The following is a 16,736-nucleotide window of genomic DNA, read 5'->3' as shown; positions in this document are numbered from 1 at the left end:
GTCCGCGCGCGCGCCACTATGGCGCGCTGGGCTGGTTCTGGGTGATGCAGTGGATGCCGCCGCCGCGCTCGAAGATCGGGCGGGCGTCGATGCTGATCACCTGTCGGCCGGGGTACGCGTCGGCCAGGACCGCCGCCGCCTCGGCGTCGTTCTCGTCGCCGAACGCGCACGCGATGACGGCGCCGTTGACCACGTAGTGGTTGAGATAGCTGTAGTCGACGAAACCCTCTGAGTCCGTGAGTGTCCGGGGCGCAGGCACGGGAACGATCTGCCACGGCCGACCGGCCGCGTCGCTGGTCCGGCCGAGAAGCTCGACGATCTCGCGGCTGACCGCATGGTCGGGGTGCTGCGGCGAGCGCTGGTCGTGCACCAGCAGGACGCCGGGTGACGCGATCGCGGCGACGATGTCGACGTGACCCCGGGTGCCGTAACGCTCGTGGTCGCGGGTGAGCCCGCGCGGCAGCCAGATCACCGTGGTGGCGCCGATGGTGCGGGCGAGTTCCGCCTCGACGTCGGCCTTGGTCAGGCCGGGGTTGCGGCCGGGGTCCAGCTGCACGGTCTCGGTGACCAGCACGGTCCCCTCGCCGTCGACCTGGATGCCGCCGCCCTCGTTCACCAGCGGTGAGTCGATCAGCTCCACGCCTGCCCGGTCCGCGACGAACGCGCCGATCTTCGAGTCCCGGTCCCAGCGGGCCCAGTCCTGGCCGCCCCAGCCGTTGAAGACCCAGTTCACCCCGCCGACGCGGCCGTCGTCCGAGACGACGAAGGTCGGACCGATGTCGCGCATCCAGGCGTCGTTCAGTGGTGCCTCGACGATCTCGACGGCCCCGCTCAGGTACCGCGTGGCCGCGGCCACCTCGGCCGGGTCGACGACCACCGTGACCGGCTCGAACTCGGCGACCGCGTTCGCGACCGCGGCCCAGGCCGACCGTGCCTCGTGGTGTTCCTCGGCGGTATCGCCGAGCGAGTAGCCCTCGCTCGGGTACGCCATCCAGGTGCGCGCGTGTGGCTCCCGCTCCGCGGGCATCCGCCAGCCCATCACGACCTCCCCAGCGGGTGGGCGGTCTCGACCGGCGCGGTGAGGCGGCCGTAGGTGTCCGGGCGCCGGGTGGCGAGGAACGGGAACAGGGTCAGCCAGTCGCCGCGCTGGTCGAGGTCCAGGTCGGCCACCAGGACCGCCGACTCGTCGCGGGGTGCCTGTACCAGGATCCGGCCGTACGGGTCGGAGATGAACGAGGAGCCGTAGAAGGTGATCAGGCCCTCGTCGCCGTATCGGTTGGGGGCCACCATGAAGGTGCCGTTGGCGATGCCGTTGCCGACGATCACCTGCTGCCACAACGGCTGGGTGTCGAAGTCCGGGTGATCAGGTTCTGAGCCGATGGCGGTGGGGTAGACGATGATTTCCGCGCCGCGCAGCGAGTACATCCGCGCGACCTCGGGGAACCACTCGTCCCAGCAGGTCGGCATGCCGATGCGGGTGCCGTCGAGCTGTTCGGGGGCGTGGACGGCGTACGCCTCGTCGGTCGCCGGGCCGCCGCGGAAGTAGGTGTCCTCGTAGTATCCGGCGGTCACCGGGATGTGCAGCTTGCGGGTGCGGGCGACGAGTTCGCCGCTCGGCGCGACGAGGATCGCCGTGTTGAAGCCCAGTCCGTCGGTGTAGCGGGTGCCGTTCTCCTCGCTACTGCGCTCGTAGAGCGAGGCGTGCACCAGCACGCCGTGCTCGGCGGCCGCCTGCGCGGCAAAGGCGAAGGTCGGCCCGGTGAGCAGGTCCTCGGCGTGATCACCCGGGCTGTCGCCGCCCGGGGTGAAGGCCGGATAGCGGCTCAGCGTCAGCTCGGGCAGGAACACCACCCGCGCGCCGTGGCGGGCGGCCTCGGCGATGCCGCCCTGCAGTTCGGCGCGCAGCGCGTCTTCGTCCTCATTCCAGCGGTGCTGGACGAGGGCCACGCGCAAGGGCGGGCGGGAGGGCTCCTGCACGCGGGCGGGGGAGTTCGGGGGTGTGAGTGCGGTGATGGTCAACATCGGTGTCCTGGGTGTGATCCGGGGTTAAAACGAATGGGATTCGTTAAGTATGGTGGTTTCCTGCCCCGGTGACAAGGGGGACGGTGCAATCGGCCACACGCGGCCGGAGAAGGAGGACGGATGCCGCGCCCGCCGCGGCGCCTGCTGTCGGCGCAGATCATCGTCGATGCGGCGCTGAAGATGGTCGATGCCGCAGGCGATTTCACGATGCCGGGGCTGGCCGAGCGCCTGAATGTGCGGCCCTCGTCGCTGTACAACCACGTCTCGGGCCGCGCCGAGATCATCGAGTTGATGCGGGCCCAGGCGATGGCATCGATCCGTCTCGACGAGCACGGCGCTGCCCCCAACGGCTGGATCGACACCGTGGCGTCGCTGGCTCGGGAGTACCGGCTCAGCTACTCGAAGCACCCCCGTCTGATCCCGCTGCTCACCGCGCACACGGTGCAGACCGACGTCGCCTTCGGGATGTACAACGCGCTGGCGACGGCCTTCACCGCGGGCGGATTCTCCCCGGCCGAGGTGCTACACGCCATCACCGCGCTCGACAGTTTCGTGCTCGGTTCGGCGCTGGATCTGGCTGCGCCCCGAGAGGTGTGGGCGAGCACCCCGCGCGCGAACGAGCCGATGCGGGCGGCGCTCGCGGCGGCGGGCGGCGCGCCGAATCGTGCCGACGACGCCTTCGAGTTCGGCCTGCGCGTGCTCATCGCCGGGCTGCGTGCCGAGGCGTCGTCGGGTAGCGCCTAGCGTTCACATCCGCCGACGACCGTCGTGCGCACCTGCGCTCTCAGCAGGGAGTCGTTGCCGGCGGTGAACGGATCTTCGTCGAGAACGACGAAGTCGGCCGCCTTGCCGGTGACGAGTTGTCCCGTCAGCCCCTCCCATCGGCACGAGTAGGCGGCATCGCGGGTGGCGTGCGCGAGCGCGTCCGCGAGTGGCAACGCGTAGTCCGGGAGGTTCGGTTCGAGGTCGGGGGCGGTTGCCGACCTGCGGGTGGTCGCGATGTACATGTTGGGCAGGGGCGGGTACGGCGCGGTCGGTGCGTCCGAGCCGAACGCGAGAGTCGCACCGGCACTGGTGATCTCGGGCCAGGGATAGCCGCGCTCGACGCGGTGGTCGCCGAGCATGGCCCGCCAGTTGTCTTGGATGGCCGGGTCCGCGTGCACCGGCTGCATCGAGGCGACGACGCCCAGTCGGGCCAGCCGCCGCACGTTGGCCTCGGTCACCGTTTCCAGGTGTTCGATGCGATGGCGGCGGTCGAGCACCCCATTGACCTCGATCGCGTGCTCGAGCGCGGACAGCGCGATGTCGGAGGCCTCGTCACCGATCGCGTGCATCGCCACCTGTAGTCCGGCGGCGTCGGCGGCCGCGACGACCGGCGCGAGCGATTGCAGGTCCCAGATCGGATCCGGGTGACTGCCGTCGGCGAACGGTTCCTTCATCGCGGCGGTACAGCTGTCGATGACGCCGTCGACGAAGATCTTGATGCCGGTGACGCGCAACCACGGACCCTGCAACCGGAGGCTCAGTTCCGCGGCCGTGTGCACCTGCGCGAGGTCGTCGGCCGGCGACGAGGTCCGGTCGACCACCCAGTGTCCGGCCACCCGCAACGGCAGCGTGCCGCCCCGGGCGTCGAGCGCCCGCTCGAGGGTGGCCAGCTCCTCCTCGCCGAGGCCCATGTCGACCGCGCCGGTGACGCCCGCGGCCAGGTAGTGCTCGAACGTCGCGGCGAGCGCGCGGTCGCGCTGCCGGTCGGTCACCGTCTGTTCGAGGAACGACCGCATCAGGCCCAATGCCGCGTTCTCGTAGAGCATTCCGGTGGCCTCGCCGGATTCGGGATCGCGTTCGATCCGGCCGCCGATCGGGTCCGGTGTGTGGGCGTCGATGCCCAGCTCGCGCAGCGCCGCGGTATTGACCCAGGCCGAGTGCACGTCGTTGGAGGTGAGGTACACGGGCCGGTCGGGCACCACCTCGTCCAGCATGTGCCGGTCCGGGCTCCGTCCGGCCAGCGGGGCGAACAGCCAGCTCCGGCCGAGGATGCGCGGTGCCGTCGGGTCGGCCTGCGCGGCCGCGCCGATCCGGTCCTGCAGGTCGGCCAGGTCGACGGCGTCGAAGAGGTCCACCTGTTGCAGGGACATGCCCATCGACACCAGGTGCGTGTGCGCGTCGACGAAGCCGGGGAGCACGAGGGCGCCGTCCAGCTCGACCGTGCGGGTGATGCCGCCCGTGGCGTCGGCGGTGGCGGTGTCGCCGACGTAGGCCAACCGGCCTCCCCGGGTGACCAGCGATTGGGCCCACTGCGGTTGCGCGGCGGTGAAGATCCGCCCCCCGCGGTAGTGGACGACCTCGTTGTCGAGGGCAGGTGTGGCGTTCACGTTTCCCCTTTCATAGCAGTCGAAATCGGCCGAGGTCAGCGAACCGTGACGGGCGCCCGCTCGGCGACGAGCGTCGTCCAGGGTCCGCGGCGGGCGTCCAGTGGCGTGCCGGCGAGGACGCGGGCGCGCCGGTGCGCGGGCTCCAGCAGGACCGTCGCCAGCGTCGCCCAGCGCCGACCGAAGGGTGCGCCCGGTTCGGGGGCACAGCACAGTGGGGGCTGCCCCGGATCGGAGTACAGGAACTCGATCAGGTGGTCGGCCTCGGTCGGTGCGGAATGCCGATCCAGCCGCGAGGCGACGAGTTGCAGTCTCTCCTGCGAATCGGGGTCGTAGAGGCCCGGCTTCTCGAATGGGGTGTTGCGCTCGTCGAGGAAGTGGTTGGTGTGCGGGAGGAATCCGCCCCGCGGCACCAGTGCCGCAACGCCCTTCGGGCTCAGCTCGGCGCACACCGCGGTGTCGGTGTCGAGCAACGTCAGCGCGCTCGAGGTGGCGATCGGCGCCGATCGCAGCAGCTCCAACGCCTCCTCGACGGTGCCGGCGTTGCCGAGGACAGCGGCGGCCAGCAGGTGCATCGGCACTCCGGTGGGCGCGTCGTCGCGGTGACCGAGAATGTTGAAGAACACCCCGAGCCCGGCGCTGTTCATGCCGATCTTGCCCAGGATGCCGTGCTCGGTGAGGCCGACGTGGCTGTGCCGGGTGCCGTGCACGTCCTGGAGATGCCAGAACGGGTCCATCTCCTCGTGCCAGTCCCAGGTCTGGATGCCGAACGGGGCACCCGTCGCGGGCGTGTGGGCGATCGTGGAGCACTCACCGGGGCGGGTCCCGAGTGCCTGGGCGAGGATCTCGGTGCGCGCGTTGACCGCCGCCACCTGCCAGGTGTCCAGGCCGGCGCCGGCGGCGATGCCCTCGATCTCCTCGACGAGGCGGGCGTCCCAGGCATCGACGACGTCGGCGATCCGCTGGGCGTCCGCGCGGACGATCGCCTCGCTCACGCCGACGGCGTGAAACAGGCGCAGGTACAGCTCGGTGGCGGCGGGCAGGTCGGCGCGCAGCTGCTCGCCGCGCGCGCGGCCCCGTGCCCGCGGGTCCGTCTCGTCGAGCCGGATGATCGCGTGCTCGCTCATCGGGAGGCCTCGGCGGCGGCGTACCGGCTCATCAGCCCGAGGTAGAGACCGGCGGAGAGGAGGAGGCCGACCGGCAGCGACAGATCCACTCCGCCGAGGGCGCGCGCGATCGGGCCGGTGTAGACCTCGGCGGCGACACACAGCAGGCTGGCGGCGATTCCGGTGAACACGGCGATCGTGCCGGCCCAGTTGACTCCGCCGGTGTACCAGTACGGGCTGCTGGCGGTCTCGTTGCTGAGCCCGAGGCCGTCGTAGCGGTTGCGGCGCCAGAGCACGTCGGCGACGTAGACCGCCATCACGGGGCCCATCACCGTGACGACGAGCTGCATCATGTTGCTGACGGTATCGAGGAAGTTCGAGACGAGCAGCGCGTACATCGTCATCGCGATACCGATCGAGCCGTCCAGCAGGACGCTGCGCGATCGGCGCAGCCGGAGTCCGATCGCCTGCAGGGCGAGACCGGAGCTGTAGGCGGTCATGGAATTGTTCGCGATGGTGCCGACGATGACGGCGATCAGGAAGACCGGGGTGAACCACGACGGCAGGATCGCCTCGAGAGCGGTCTGCGGATCGGCCATGTCGAGGGCGGTACCGGCGAGCGCGCCGAGCCCGGTGAACAGCACGCTGGGGACGAAGGCGCCGAGCGCCGTCCAGGCCCCGACCGAGACCGGCGACGTGGTGCGCGGCAGGTAGCGGGCGAAGTCCGCGCTGTTCGTGTACGAGAGCGGCGCCGAGGCCACGATCGCGAGCCCCGCGGCCACGGTCGCCACCAGGTCGATCCCGTGCAGCGACTGCTCGGGGCGGTACCCCCAGTCGGCGTTGCCGAGCACGTAGCCGGCCATCACCACGAAGACCAGTGTCAGCACCACTGCGAGCGGCTGGTAGAGCCGCACGATGGTGGCATGCCCGTACACGCCGATGACCAGCGTGATCGCGGCGACCGCGAGGATCAGCACGACCTTGACGGGTGTGGTGGCCTCGATCCCGAACCGCTCGGCCAGGCGGAAGGCGGTGTAGGAGGCCGCGGCCCAGTTCAGTGCCAGGTAGCAGATGCTGATGAACCAGCTGGTCACGAGGATGTTCACCCGATTGCCCCGGATGCCGAAGATCGCCCGGGTGACCACCTCGCTGGGCGTGCCCGACGCGGGTCCGCTGGCGGCGACGATCCCGGTGAGGATCGAGAACAGGTTGCCGATCACGATCACCGCCAGGGCCTGCCAGAAGCTCAGGCCCATCAGGATCAACGCGCCGCCCACGACCAGGGCCAGGTAGCTGACGTTGGGCGCGGCCCAGACGGCGAACAGCTCCCTGGCACGACCGTGCCGCTCGGTCTCTGGGATGTAGTCGATGCCGTGGGCTTCCACCCGCCCGGCTCGGTCGGCGGACGGCGGGATCTCGGGGGCCGTCGCCCGAGGGTCTGCGGTCGTGGGTGCCATGGGTTCTCCGGATCGTCGGAAGCGGGAGGTCGGCCGTCGGCCGAACCGCCGACAGCAACGCGTGATGGCCGTCACACTACGAGCCCAAATCGATTTGGACAAGGCCTGTGGGGGTGAAACTTCAAATCGATTTGGTGCAGGTAGTGATCTTGATAGCCTGGGTTCATGGCGGACAGGCGATCGCGACCGACGATCCACGACGTGGCACGACTGGCCGGCGTGTCGGCCACGACGGTGTCACATTCGTTCAGCGGTAAGGGCGTCGTCGCGGCCGGGACGCGCGAGCGCGTCCGCGACGCCGCCAAGTCCCTGGGCTACCGGCCGGACGTTCTCGCACAGGGACTGAGGAACAACCGCCTCGGAGTGCTGGCCCTCGTGCTCCGGCCGCTCGACACCCTCGACTCCTTCCTGCCGGAGGGCGTCGACTACTTCCTGCGGTTCGCCGGTTCGGCGGCGCTCGCCGCCATGGAATTCGGGTACGGGCTGATGCTGGTGTCGGACCCGACGCGGGAGTCGTCGCCGACTGCCGCCCTGGCCTGCGACGGTTTTCTGATCACCGAACCGGTCGCGAACGATCCCCTCATCGAGTTGCTGCTCGATCAGCGTGTGCCGTTCCTGTCCGTCGGCAGGGACCCGGACAATGCCGACTACGACACCTGGCTGGACACCGACACCGGGCGCATGACCGACGAGGTGCTTCGGCACCTCGAGGACGCCGGGGCTGTTCGGGTGGCTCTCGTCACCGGTACCGACCGCAATTCGTGGAACCTGGACGCCGAGGCCGCGTATCGCGCGTGGTGTGCGCAGCGAGGTCAGGTGGCCCTCGTCGCCAGCAGGGCCGAAACCGCCGGGCAGGCCGGTGGACGCGAGGCCGCGGACGAACTGTTCGACCGAGGCGACCCACCTGACGCGGTGTACTGCCTCACCGGCCGGCACGCGGCCGGGCTGCTGGAGCGGGTCCGCGAACGCGGGATCGCCGTGCCCGGCGACGTGCTGATCGTCGGCGGGTCCGACTCGGAACACACGCGATCCGCCTCTCCATCGATCACCTCGGTCGACCTGCGTCCCGAACTGCTTGCCCGCGTTGCGGTTACGATGATGGTCAATCGTCTCGACCAGCTCGACCGGCCGGTACCGGCCGGCGAGATGCACGGGCGCCTGATCGTCCGGGACTCCACCCGGCGGCCGGGCCGGATCAGCCGACCTTCGCCGCTCGTGTGAGTTCGGCCGAAAGGTCGTCGGTGAGCGCGGGCGTGGATCGGGTGAGCACCTCGCCGCGGAAGAAGGCGGGTTGCCGGGCGCGCATCACCAGCATCAGGACCGCGCCGAGCGCGAGCAGTCCGAAGCCCATGTAGAACACCAGACCGAGACCGCCGATGGCGGCGCCGCTGCCGTTGTCCGGGTTCATGCTCTCGCGTACCGAGATCACGAAGACGATGAGCAGCATGATGCCGCCGAGCAGCGGGAAGAGGAATTTGAAGACGACGTTGCGGGCGCTGGTGAACAGCTGGCGGCGGAAGTACCAGACGCAGGCGAACGCGGTGATGCCGTAGTACCAGCAGATCATGATGCCGAGCGCCGCGATGGTGTCGAGCAGGGTCCGCTCCGAGAGGAGCGTCGTCACCGTGTAGAACACCGCGGTCACCACGCCGGCGACCACCGCGGCGTACGAGGGCACCAGGAAGCGCGGATGGACCTCGGCGAGCTTCTTGGGAAAGGCGCCGTACGCCCCCATCGCGAGCATGGTGCGCGCCGCGGGGATGAACGTGGTCTGCAGGCTCGCGGCCGAGGAAGCCAGCACGGCGAGGAAGAGCACCAGACCGCCCCACCGGCCGAGCACCGGCTCAGCCAACGCGCCGAACACGTTCTCCGCGTTATCGGGATTGCCCAGTCCGACACCGGTTTCGCCGACACCCGCGTACATCATCGACGAGACGGCGATCAGCAGGTACGTCACCAGGACGGAGAGCACGCACACCAGCCCGGCCCGCCCCGGCGTTTTCTTGGGGTTCTTGCTCTCCTCGCCCAGGGTCAGGCAGGTGTCCCAGCCCCAGAAGGCGAAGATCGACCCGGTGAGACCGACGGCGAACGCGGCGATGGTGATCCCGGTGAAGGGGTTCAGCCAGTCCATGCTGAAGTGCAGGTTCGCGGGCGCGTCGCCTGCCGCGACGTGCATGAACGCGACGACCGCGAACACGAGCAGCACGGTCATCTGGAAGCCGACCAGGACGAACTGGACGCGCTCGCTGGTGGTGATGCCGCGGCTCGAGACCCACGTCGCAATCGCCAGGAAGACCAGTGTCGTGGCGACGTTGACCAGCTTGTTGCTCGCGAGGTCGGCGATCTGGGGTGTGTCGAACAGTCTGGCGATGAACAGATAGAAGAACTGCACGGCGATGGCGGCGAGGTTGGAGAGCACGATGATCGTCGCGATCACCATCCCCCAGCCGCACATCCAGCCGACGTAGGGTCCGAAGGCCTTCGTCGACCACGTGAACGAGGCGCCGCAGTCGGGGGATTCGGAGTTCAGTTCCCGGTAGGCGTACGCGGTGAGGAACATCGGGATGAAGCCTGCGATGAAGATCGCCGGCATCTTCAGCCCCACCGCCGCGACGATGAGCCCGATGCTCGCCGTGAGGGTGTACCCGGGTGCCACCGACGAGATCCCGAGGATCGCGCCCGAGAGTGTTCCGACCTTGTTGGCGGCCAATCCCTTTGCGGCGAGGCCGGTCCGGGGCGGGGCTGGCGGAAGTTGTGTTGTCATGGTGTGGCTCCCTGGGTCGGACCGTCAGTCATCGGGGTGGCCGTCCGAGTTCGGAACGACCACCATGGGTACGGGAACCACCCGCAGCATCTTTGCCGCGGTGGATCCGAGGAATAGTCGATGGTGCTGGGCGAGCCGGCTGGACCCGACGAGCACGATGTCGCCCTCATGCCATTCGAGGGTGCGCACCGCGGACTCGACGGAGTCGCCGTCGGCGACCTGCGCGGTGATGGCCAGACCGTCGCCCTGCAGTTGTACGCGGGCCTCGTCGAGGACGGCCTGGGCGTGGGTGACGGCACGCTCCCGAACGGCCCGGCCGTCTCCGCGGAGGTGGTGGTGTGGCTCGATCGAGACCAGCGACACCAGGCGCAGCGGGGACTGCATCCGCAGGCAGCTGCGGACCGCGGTGCGCAGCAGCACCGCCGCGCCCGCACGGGTACCGACCGCACAGGTCACCTCCCGCACGCGCGGGACGTCGTGGTGGCGGGTGCCGCGCGGCGCCAGGGCCACCGGCACGTGAGCGCTGTGCAGCAGATCGCTTGTCACCGTGCCGATGGCATGCCGGCCCAGGACGCCGTCATGGGAGGCGCCGACCACGATGGCGTGCGCCTGCAGCCGGTTCACCTCGTCGAGCAGGCCCTGCGCGAACGACTCGTGGAAGCTGAGGTGGGCGGACGCCTGCACGTCGTCGGGCACCGTCGCGAGTGCCTCCGCGAGCCACTGATGGGCCTGGTGGACCAGCACGTCGTCGTAGCCGGGATCGGCGGGTACCCGCGCGGGCAGGGTCCGGTCCGGCGGGATCACCATGCACAGTTCGAGGCGTGCATTCAGGCTGCGCGCCAAGCGGATGCCGAGCGCGACGCCGTCCGCGCCGCTCGGGGTGGCGAGGTATCCGACGACAAGTCGCATGGTGACCCTCCGGTCCTCTCAGGTTAGGTCGAACTCAGTGGACGTGCACTGAGTCAGGCGGTGAACGCGACGTACTTGGTGTTGAGGTACTCGTCGATGCCCTCGGTGCCGCCTTCGCTGCCGAGCCCGGACTGCTTGACGCCGCCGAAGGGAGCGGCGGGATCCGAGATGACGCCGCGGTTCACGCCGACCATTCCGGACTCGAGTGCCGCGGCGACGCGCATGGCCCGGTCGAGATCGCGGGTGTAGAAGTACGCGGCGAGCCCGTACTCGGTGTCGTTGGCTGCGGCGATGGCCTCGGCCTCGGTGTCGAAGCCGGTGATGGCGGCGACGGGGCCGAAGATCTCCTCGCGCACGATCCGCGCGTCGGCGGGGACCTCGTCGAGGACGGTCGGTGCGTAGAAGAAGCCCGGGCCGTCCACCGCGTGCCCACCGGTCCGCACCCGGGCGCCTGCGTCGACGGCGTCGGCGACGAGGGCGGCCACGGCGCCGCGCTGCTTCTCGTTGATGAGCGGTCCGAGATCGGATCCGTCCTCGTAGCCGGGACCCACGCGCAGCGCGGCGATCCGCTCGGTGAGCCTGGCCGTGAACTCCTCGCGCACCGCGTTGTGCACGAGGAGCCGGTTGGCGGCCGTGCAGGCCTCGCCGCCGTTGCGCATCTTCGCGGCCATCGCGCCGGTGACCGCGTCGTCGAGGTCCGCGTCGTCGAAGACGATGAAGGGGGCGTTGCCGCCGAGTTCCATCGAGGTGCGCAGCACCTGCTGGGCGGACTGCTCGATGAGCAGCTTGCCGACGCGGGTCGAACCGGTGAAGGTGACCTTGCGGAGCCGGGGGTCGGCCAGCAGAGGGCCGGTGACCGACGCGGCGTCCGAGGCAGGCAGCACCGAGAGCACGCCGTCCGGAAGACCCGCCTCGGCGAAGATCTCGGCGAGCGCGAGCATGGTCAGCGGGGTGTCCTCGGCGGGCTTGACGATCACCGTGCAGCCGGCGGCCAGGGCGGGCCCGATCTTGCGGGTGCCCATGGCCAGCGGGAAGTTCCACGGGGTGATCGCCAGGCACGGTCCGACCGGTTCCTTGGTGACCAGGATCCGTCCGGTACCGGACGGGGCGCTCGTGTAACGGCCGGAGATCCGCACCGCCTCCTCGCTGAACCAGCGCAGGAACTCGGCGCCGTACGCGACCTCGCCTCGGGACTCGGCCAGGGTCTTGCCCATCTCGACCGTCATCAGCAGCGCCAGGTCCTCGGTGCGCTCGACCACCAGCTCCCACGCCCGGCGCAGGATGGCCGAGCGCTGCCGCGGCGCGGTCGCCGCCCACTCGCCCTGCACCCGGCAGGCGGCGTCGAGCGCCAGGAGCGCGTCCTTGCCGCCGGCATCGGCGACCTGTGCGACGACCTCGCCGGTGGCCGGGTTCACGACGGAAAAGGTTTCTCCCTCAACGGGATCTGCGGGTCCCTCGATCCACAGCCGGGTTGGCACGGTGGCGAGGAGACGATCGATGCTGCTCATGTGGGTCCTGTTCGACGAGATGCGGGGTCAGGCGGTGGCGGCGCGGATCGCCTGTTCGAGGACGGTGAGGGCGTCGTCGAGCAGGTCGTCGTCGATGACCAGCGGCGGGAGGAGGCGGATGACGTTGCCGTAGGTGCCGCAGGTCAGGACGATGACGCCCTGTTCGAGTGCCTTGGCGGCGATGGCCTTGGTCAGGTCGGCGTCGGGCAGGGCGGTGCCGGGCTTGACCAGTTCGACGGCGATCATGGCGCCGCGTCCGCGGACATCGCCGATGGCGGGGACCTCTGCGGCGAGGGCGCGCAGCCGGGTGGTGGCGGTCTCGCCGATCTGCCGGGCGCGGGCGGGCAGGTCGAGCTCGCGCATGGTCTCGATGGTGGCCAGCGCGGCGGCGCAGGCGATGGGGTTGCCGCCGTAGGTGCCGCCGAGCCCGCCCGGGTGTACCGCGTCGAGGAGCTCGGCGCGGCCGGTGATCGCCGAGAGGGGGAGGCCGCCCGCGATGCCCTTGGCCATGGTGATGATGTCGGGAACGATCTGCTCGTCCTCGCAGGCGAACCAGGAGCCGGTGCGGGCGAAGCCGGTCTGCACCTCGTCGGCGATGAACACGATCCCGTTGGCGCGGGCCCACGACACCAGGGTGGGCAGGAATCCCGGTGCGGGGACGATGAATCCGCCCTCGCCCTGGATCGGCTCGAGGATGATCGCGGCGACACCGTCGGCGCCGATCTGCTTCTCGATCTGGGTGATCGCCCGGCGGGCGGCCTGCTCGCCGGTCAGGCCGGCCTCGTCGCGGAACGGGTACGACATCGGCATCCGGTAGACCTCGGGGGCGAAGGGCCCGAAGTTCGTCTTGTAGGGCATCGACTTCGCGGTCAGCGCCATGGTGAGGTTGGTGCGGCCGTGGTAGGCGTGGTCGAACGCGACGACGGCCATCCGGCCGGTGGCCAGGCGAGCGACCTTGACCGCGTTCTCCACTGCCTCGGCGCCGGAGTTGAACAGCACGGTGCGCTTCTCGTGGTCGCCGGGCGTCAGGGCCGCCAGCTCCTCGGCAACCCGGACGTAGCTCTCGTAGGGGGTGACCATGAAGCAGGTGTGGGTGAAGTGCGCAGCCTGCTCGGAAACCGCCTGGGCGACACGAGGATCCGATGCGCCGACGCTGGTGACCGCGATACCGGCACCGAGATCGATGAGCGAGTTGCCGTCCACGTCGACGATGACGCCGCCGTCCGCGTCGGCGGCGTACACCGGCACGCTCGAGCCGACGCCGGCCGCGACCGCGGCGCGCCTGCGCGCGCCCAGCTCGGTGGACTTCGGGCCGGGCAGCTCGGTGACCAGCGCGCGCTTCTGGGGGAGACGGTAGGAGAGGGTGCTCATGTCAAGGGGTCCTTCGGGGTGGGTGGTTCGGTGGTGAATGTGCGGCCGTGAATCAGTCGTGCGAGCTCATGACGTGCTTGATCCGCGTGTAGTCCTCGACCCCGTAGGCCGAGAGGTCCTTGCCGTAGCCGGACTGCTTGAAGCCGCCGTGCGGCATCTCGGCCACGAGCGGGATGTGGCAGTTGATCCAGACGGCGCCGGCGTCGAGCGCGGCGGACATTCGCTGCACGGTGCCGTGATCCTTGGTCCACACGCTCGCGGCCAGGCCGTAGTCGACGTCGTTGGCGAGGGTGATGGCCTCGTCCTCGTCCGTGAAGGCCTGCACGGTCAGCACCGGGCCGAAGGTCTCCTCCTGCACGATGGGGTCGCCCTGCTCGACACCGGTGATGACGGTCGGCGCGAAGAAGAATCCGGTGTCGCCGACGCGGGTGCCCCCGGTGCGGATCTTGGCGGACGGCGGCAGCGTGGCGATCTTCTCGGCGACGCGGGCGAAATGCCCGGCGTTGTTGAGCGGGCCGTAGAACGCGTCCGGGTCGTCGGGCAGGCCGGGCCGGATGGTCTCCGCCTTGCGGACGAGGGCGTCGACGAGGGCGTCGTGGATCGACTCGTGCACGAGCACCCGGGTCACGGCGGTGCAGTCCTGCCCGCCGTTGAAGAAGGCGGCCTCGGCGATCCCGCCCGCCGCCCGCTCGACATCGACGTCGCCGAACACCACTGCCGGCGCCTTGCCGCCTAGCTCGAGGTGCGCGCGCTTGAGTTGCTTGGCCGCCGCGACCGCCACCGCGACCCCCGCCCGCACCGACCCGGTGATCGACACCAGTCCCAGCGCCGGATGCTCGACCAGCGTCGCGCCGGTCTGGGCGTTGCCCAGAACCACGTTGAACACGCCGTCCGGCAGGATCCCCTGCGACAGCCGCGCCAACACCAGCGTGCTCTCCGGGGTGGTGTCGCTCGGCTTGAGCACGATCGTGTTCCCGGCCGCCAACGCCGGACCGATCTTCCAGATCGCCATCATCAGCGGGTAATTCCACGGCGTCACCTGGCCGACGACGCCGATCGGCTCACGCCGAACGTACGAGGTGAATCCCTCCATGTACTCGCCGGCCGACTTGCCCTCGAGCAGCCGCGCCGCACCCGCGAAGAACCGCAGCTGATCCGCCCCGGCCTTCACTTCCTCCGCCGCGACGACGGCCTTCGACTGACCGGTGTTGCGGCACTGGGCCTCGACCAGCTCGTCGCTGTGCGCCTCGACCGCATCCGCCAGCGCCAGCAGCGCCGCCTGTCGCTGCCCGGGAGTGGTCCTGCCCCAGGTCCGGAACGCGCGCTGCGCCGCGGCGACCGCGGCCTCGACGTCCGCCGCGGCGGACACGGGGGACTGGCCGGCGACGGTTTCGTCGACGGGGTTGATCAGGTCGATCACCTCGCTGGACGCGGAGTCCACGAACGCGCCGTCGATGTAGTTCTTCAGACGCTCGGTCGTCGTCATGGTGGTCGGTCCTCTCCATCGGGTGTGCCCGGCCGCTTCGGCCTCGCCCTGTTCAGCACTTACAATGTGCTCCGCCTCACAGGCCGCGTCATCTGCCAAAATGGCGGATACGAGGGTCGATCGTTCGCCGGATCGGCGCACGGCCTGCCGAGCGGAGCCCGCGGAGCGACTCCGGAACCGCGTGATCGAAGTTGACTGGGCAATGGAGTGTCGGATGAACCTTCCCGTTCGTTGGTTGTTGTCGCAGCCGGAGCTGGCCCTCGAGCTCAGGGCGGGGGCGGCCGGCCTCGGTCGCGACGTCACGTTCGTGCTGACCACGGAGCTGAGCGATCCGTCGCCCTGGCTCTCCGGCGGCGAGCTGGTCCTGACCACCGGCATCGGGGTGCCGCATGGCGCTGCCGAGTGCCTCCGGTACGTGCGTGAGCTCGACGAATGTGGGGTCGCGGCAATCGGTTTCGGAACCGGTCTGTCCTATGCGTCGGTGCCGGAAGGTCTGATCGCGGCGGCGGAGGAGGCCGCCCTGCCGCTGTTCGAGGTGCCGCTGCCGACGCCGTTCGCCGCGGTCGCCAAGAAGGTGATGGGTCGGCTCGCCGAGCGGGAGTACGAGGCGGTGCTGCGTGCGTCGCGGGCGCAGCCGAAGATGACCCGCGCCGCGATCCAGGGCGGCCCGAGCGCGACGATCCGCGAACTGGCGGTCGCGTCGTCGGCGACGGTGGTCCTTCTGGACACCGCTGCGCGGGTGATCGACACCCATCCGTCCACGGTGGCCCCCGAGGTGCTGGCCGAGGTCGCGGCACTCGCCGCGAGCGGGTCGGGGTCGGCCGTGAGCAGTGTGGCCCTCGGTAGCGCAGGCGCGTCGGTCGCCGTGCAGACGATCAGCGTCGGCAACGTCGTCCACGGCTATCTGGCGGCGGTGAGCCCGGCACAGCTCAGTCACGTCGACCAGATCCTGCTCGGACACGCGAACTCCCTGCTCGCCTTGGATTTCGAGAAGCCGCGACGCCTGAGGTCCGCACAGAATCGGCTCAACAGCGAGTCGCTCGGCCTGCTGTTGTCCACCGACCTGGATCTGGGACCGGCCCGCGACCAGGTCGGTCAGGCCTGCGACGACCGCGGTCAGCTGCGAGCCATGACCGTGCTGTGCGAGTCCGGGGATGCCGTCTCGAGGGTCGAGTCGGCTGTGGACGAGCAGATGAGCGGCGCCGCCCGGCAGCTGTTCGCCCGCCGCGACGACTCCCGCCTGACCGTCCTGCTGCGGGGAACCGACGACGCCGAATTCGCGCGCAGGTTGCTGGACGGTCTCGGCCGACCCGAGCTGCGGGCGCTGCGGGTGGGCCTGAGCGCAGCCCACTCGGTGGACGACGTGGTCGCGGCGGTGGAGCAGTCCCGGTTGACGGCGTCGGCAGCCGAGTTCGGCTCTCGCCCCGTCGAATTCGCGACGCTCGCCGGTAGCGCGCTGCTGACCTTCCCGGAATCGCGGCGGGTGCTCGATGCCGTGGCGGACACCATGATCACGCCGCTGGCCGACCATGACAAGCGCCAGGGCACCGAGCTGCTCGCCTCCCTGCGCGCCTACCTGGAGGCCAACGGGCACTGGGAATCCGCCGCCGCCACGATCGGCGTGCACCGGCACACCCTGCGCAGCCGGATCGCACGCATCGAGGCCATCCTCGGCTGCGACATGGACGTCGCCCGCGTGCGCGCCGAGCTGCTGCTCGCGATCATCTCCCGCCAGCGCTGACGC

The 16,736-nt window shown here is 70.2% G+C and carries 13 protein-coding genes; 3 read left to right on the top strand and 10 right to left on the bottom strand.

Annotated elements, in window-relative coordinates:
• Positions 1-16: 16 nt before the first annotated feature.
• Positions 17-1,039, bottom strand: coding sequence for an agmatine deiminase family protein (locus tag ACFQS9_RS00590; RefSeq protein ID WP_378400481.1), 1,023 nt, complete (start codon positions 1,037-1,039; stop codon positions 17-19).
• On the bottom strand, positions 1,039-2,022 hold the full coding sequence (locus ACFQS9_RS00585) for a nitrilase-related carbon-nitrogen hydrolase (protein WP_378400479.1): 984 nt from the start codon (positions 2,020-2,022) through the stop codon (positions 1,039-1,041). Before ACFQS9_RS00585 ends, ACFQS9_RS00590 begins: the two co-directional genes overlap by 1 nt.
• Before the next feature lie 120 nt (positions 2,023-2,142).
• Between ACFQS9_RS00585 and ACFQS9_RS00580 the strand changes: the two genes are divergently transcribed.
• Positions 2,143-2,766: a TetR/AcrR family transcriptional regulator C-terminal domain-containing protein gene (locus tag ACFQS9_RS00580; protein WP_378400477.1), complete on the top strand. Its 624-nt coding sequence runs from the start codon at positions 2,143-2,145 to the stop codon at positions 2,764-2,766.
• Here the strand turns inward: ACFQS9_RS00580 and ACFQS9_RS00575 are convergent.
• The 3 genes from ACFQS9_RS00575 to ACFQS9_RS00565 are packed head-to-tail and all read right to left on the bottom strand — an operon-like array spanning position 2,763 to position 6,954.
• Positions 2,763-4,394, bottom strand: a complete 1,632-nt coding sequence (locus ACFQS9_RS00575) for an amidohydrolase (RefSeq protein WP_378400475.1) — start codon at positions 4,392-4,394, stop codon at positions 2,763-2,765. The genes ACFQS9_RS00580 and ACFQS9_RS00575 overlap by 4 nt on opposite strands.
• A 35-nt stretch (positions 4,395-4,429) precedes the next feature.
• Positions 4,430-5,518 (bottom strand): C45 family autoproteolytic acyltransferase/hydolase, encoded by a 1,089-nt coding sequence (locus tag ACFQS9_RS00570; RefSeq protein WP_378400472.1) that lies wholly within the window; start codon positions 5,516-5,518, stop codon positions 4,430-4,432.
• A complete protein-coding gene (locus ACFQS9_RS00565) occupies positions 5,515-6,954 on the bottom strand; it encodes a purine-cytosine permease family protein (RefSeq protein WP_378400469.1) in 1,440 nt (479 codons plus the stop codon). The genes ACFQS9_RS00570 and ACFQS9_RS00565 overlap by 4 nt, the downstream gene beginning before the upstream one ends.
• A gap of 165 nt (positions 6,955-7,119) precedes the next feature.
• Here ACFQS9_RS00565 and ACFQS9_RS00560 point away from each other — a divergent pair, with 165 nt between their 5' ends.
• Entirely contained in the window at positions 7,120-8,175 is a 1,056-nt protein-coding gene (locus ACFQS9_RS00560) for a LacI family DNA-binding transcriptional regulator (RefSeq protein WP_378400467.1), read from the top strand.
• Here ACFQS9_RS00560 and ACFQS9_RS00555 read toward each other — a convergent pair.
• Genes ACFQS9_RS00555 through ACFQS9_RS00535 form a run of 5 tightly spaced genes read right to left on the bottom strand, consistent with a single transcriptional unit; the run spans position 8,150 to position 14,992 of the window.
• Positions 8,150-9,718, bottom strand: a complete 1,569-nt coding sequence (locus ACFQS9_RS00555) for an APC family permease (RefSeq protein WP_378400465.1) — start codon at positions 9,716-9,718, stop codon at positions 8,150-8,152. The two genes, ACFQS9_RS00560 and ACFQS9_RS00555, sit on opposite strands and share 26 nt — an antisense overlap.
• Positions 9,719-9,742: 24 nt before the next feature.
• Positions 9,743-10,627, bottom strand: coding sequence for a universal stress protein (locus ACFQS9_RS00550; RefSeq protein ID WP_378400463.1), 885 nt, complete (start codon positions 10,625-10,627; stop codon positions 9,743-9,745).
• A 53-nt stretch (positions 10,628-10,680) separates the two neighbouring features.
• Entirely contained in the window at positions 10,681-12,135 is a 1,455-nt protein-coding gene (locus tag ACFQS9_RS00545; protein WP_378400461.1) for an NAD-dependent succinate-semialdehyde dehydrogenase, read from the bottom strand.
• Positions 12,136-12,162: 27 nt separating this feature from the next.
• Positions 12,163-13,506: a 4-aminobutyrate--2-oxoglutarate transaminase gene (gene gabT / locus ACFQS9_RS00540; protein ID WP_378400459.1), complete on the bottom strand. Its 1,344-nt coding sequence runs from the start codon at positions 13,504-13,506 to the stop codon at positions 12,163-12,165.
• Between the two features lie 52 nt (positions 13,507-13,558).
• The gene (locus ACFQS9_RS00535; RefSeq protein WP_378400458.1) at positions 13,559-14,992 is read right to left on the bottom strand and encodes an aminobutyraldehyde dehydrogenase; all 1,434 of its coding nucleotides are present in this window, start codon (positions 14,990-14,992) and stop codon (positions 13,559-13,561) included.
• 214 nt (positions 14,993-15,206) lie between these two features.
• Here ACFQS9_RS00535 and ACFQS9_RS00530 point away from each other — a divergent pair, with 214 nt between their 5' ends.
• On the top strand, positions 15,207-16,733 hold the full coding sequence (locus ACFQS9_RS00530) for a PucR family transcriptional regulator (RefSeq protein ID WP_378400457.1): 1,527 nt from the start codon (positions 15,207-15,209) through the stop codon (positions 16,731-16,733).
• Positions 16,734-16,736: the final 3 nt, after the last annotated feature.

Source organism: Rhodococcus daqingensis, from assembly GCF_042665615.1.
Lineage (GTDB): Bacteria > Actinomycetota > Actinomycetes > Mycobacteriales > Mycobacteriaceae > Rhodococcus_G > Rhodococcus_G daqingensis.
This window is presented reverse-complemented; position numbering and strand designations above follow the sequence as displayed.

What these genes read in the sequence shown, in the direction of transcription:
- ACFQS9_RS00590 (WP_378400481.1), bottom strand. Translation starts at nt 1,039, where the DNA reads ATGGGCTGGCGGATGCCCGCGGAGCGGGAGCCACACGCGCGCACCTGG.
- ACFQS9_RS00585 (WP_378400479.1), bottom strand. Translation starts at nt 2,022, where the DNA reads ATGTTGACCATCACCGCACTCACACCCCCGAACTCCCCCGCCCGCGTG.
- ACFQS9_RS00580 (WP_378400477.1), top strand. Translation starts at nt 2,143, where the DNA reads ATGCCGCGCCCGCCGCGGCGCCTGCTGTCGGCGCAGATCATCGTCGAT.
- ACFQS9_RS00570 (WP_378400472.1), bottom strand. Translation starts at nt 5,518, where the DNA reads ATGAGCGAGCACGCGATCATCCGGCTCGACGAGACGGACCCGCGGGCA.
- ACFQS9_RS00565 (WP_378400469.1), bottom strand. Translation starts at nt 6,954, where the DNA reads ATGGCACCCACGACCGCAGACCCTCGGGCGACGGCCCCCGAGATCCCG.
- ACFQS9_RS00560 (WP_378400467.1), top strand. Translation starts at nt 7,120, where the DNA reads ATGGCGGACAGGCGATCGCGACCGACGATCCACGACGTGGCACGACTG.
- ACFQS9_RS00555 (WP_378400465.1), bottom strand. Translation starts at nt 9,718, where the DNA reads ATGACAACACAACTTCCGCCAGCCCCGCCCCGGACCGGCCTCGCCGCA.
- ACFQS9_RS00550 (WP_378400463.1), bottom strand. Translation starts at nt 10,627, where the DNA reads ATGCGACTTGTCGTCGGATACCTCGCCACCCCGAGCGGCGCGGACGGC.
- ACFQS9_RS00545 (WP_378400461.1), bottom strand. Translation starts at nt 12,135, where the DNA reads ATGAGCAGCATCGATCGTCTCCTCGCCACCGTGCCAACCCGGCTGTGG.
- gabT (WP_378400459.1), bottom strand. Translation starts at nt 13,506, where the DNA reads ATGAGCACCCTCTCCTACCGTCTCCCCCAGAAGCGCGCGCTGGTCACC.
- ACFQS9_RS00535 (WP_378400458.1), bottom strand. Translation starts at nt 14,992, where the DNA reads ATGACGACGACCGAGCGTCTGAAGAACTACATCGACGGCGCGTTCGTG.
- ACFQS9_RS00530 (WP_378400457.1), top strand. Translation starts at nt 15,207, where the DNA reads ATGAACCTTCCCGTTCGTTGGTTGTTGTCGCAGCCGGAGCTGGCCCTC.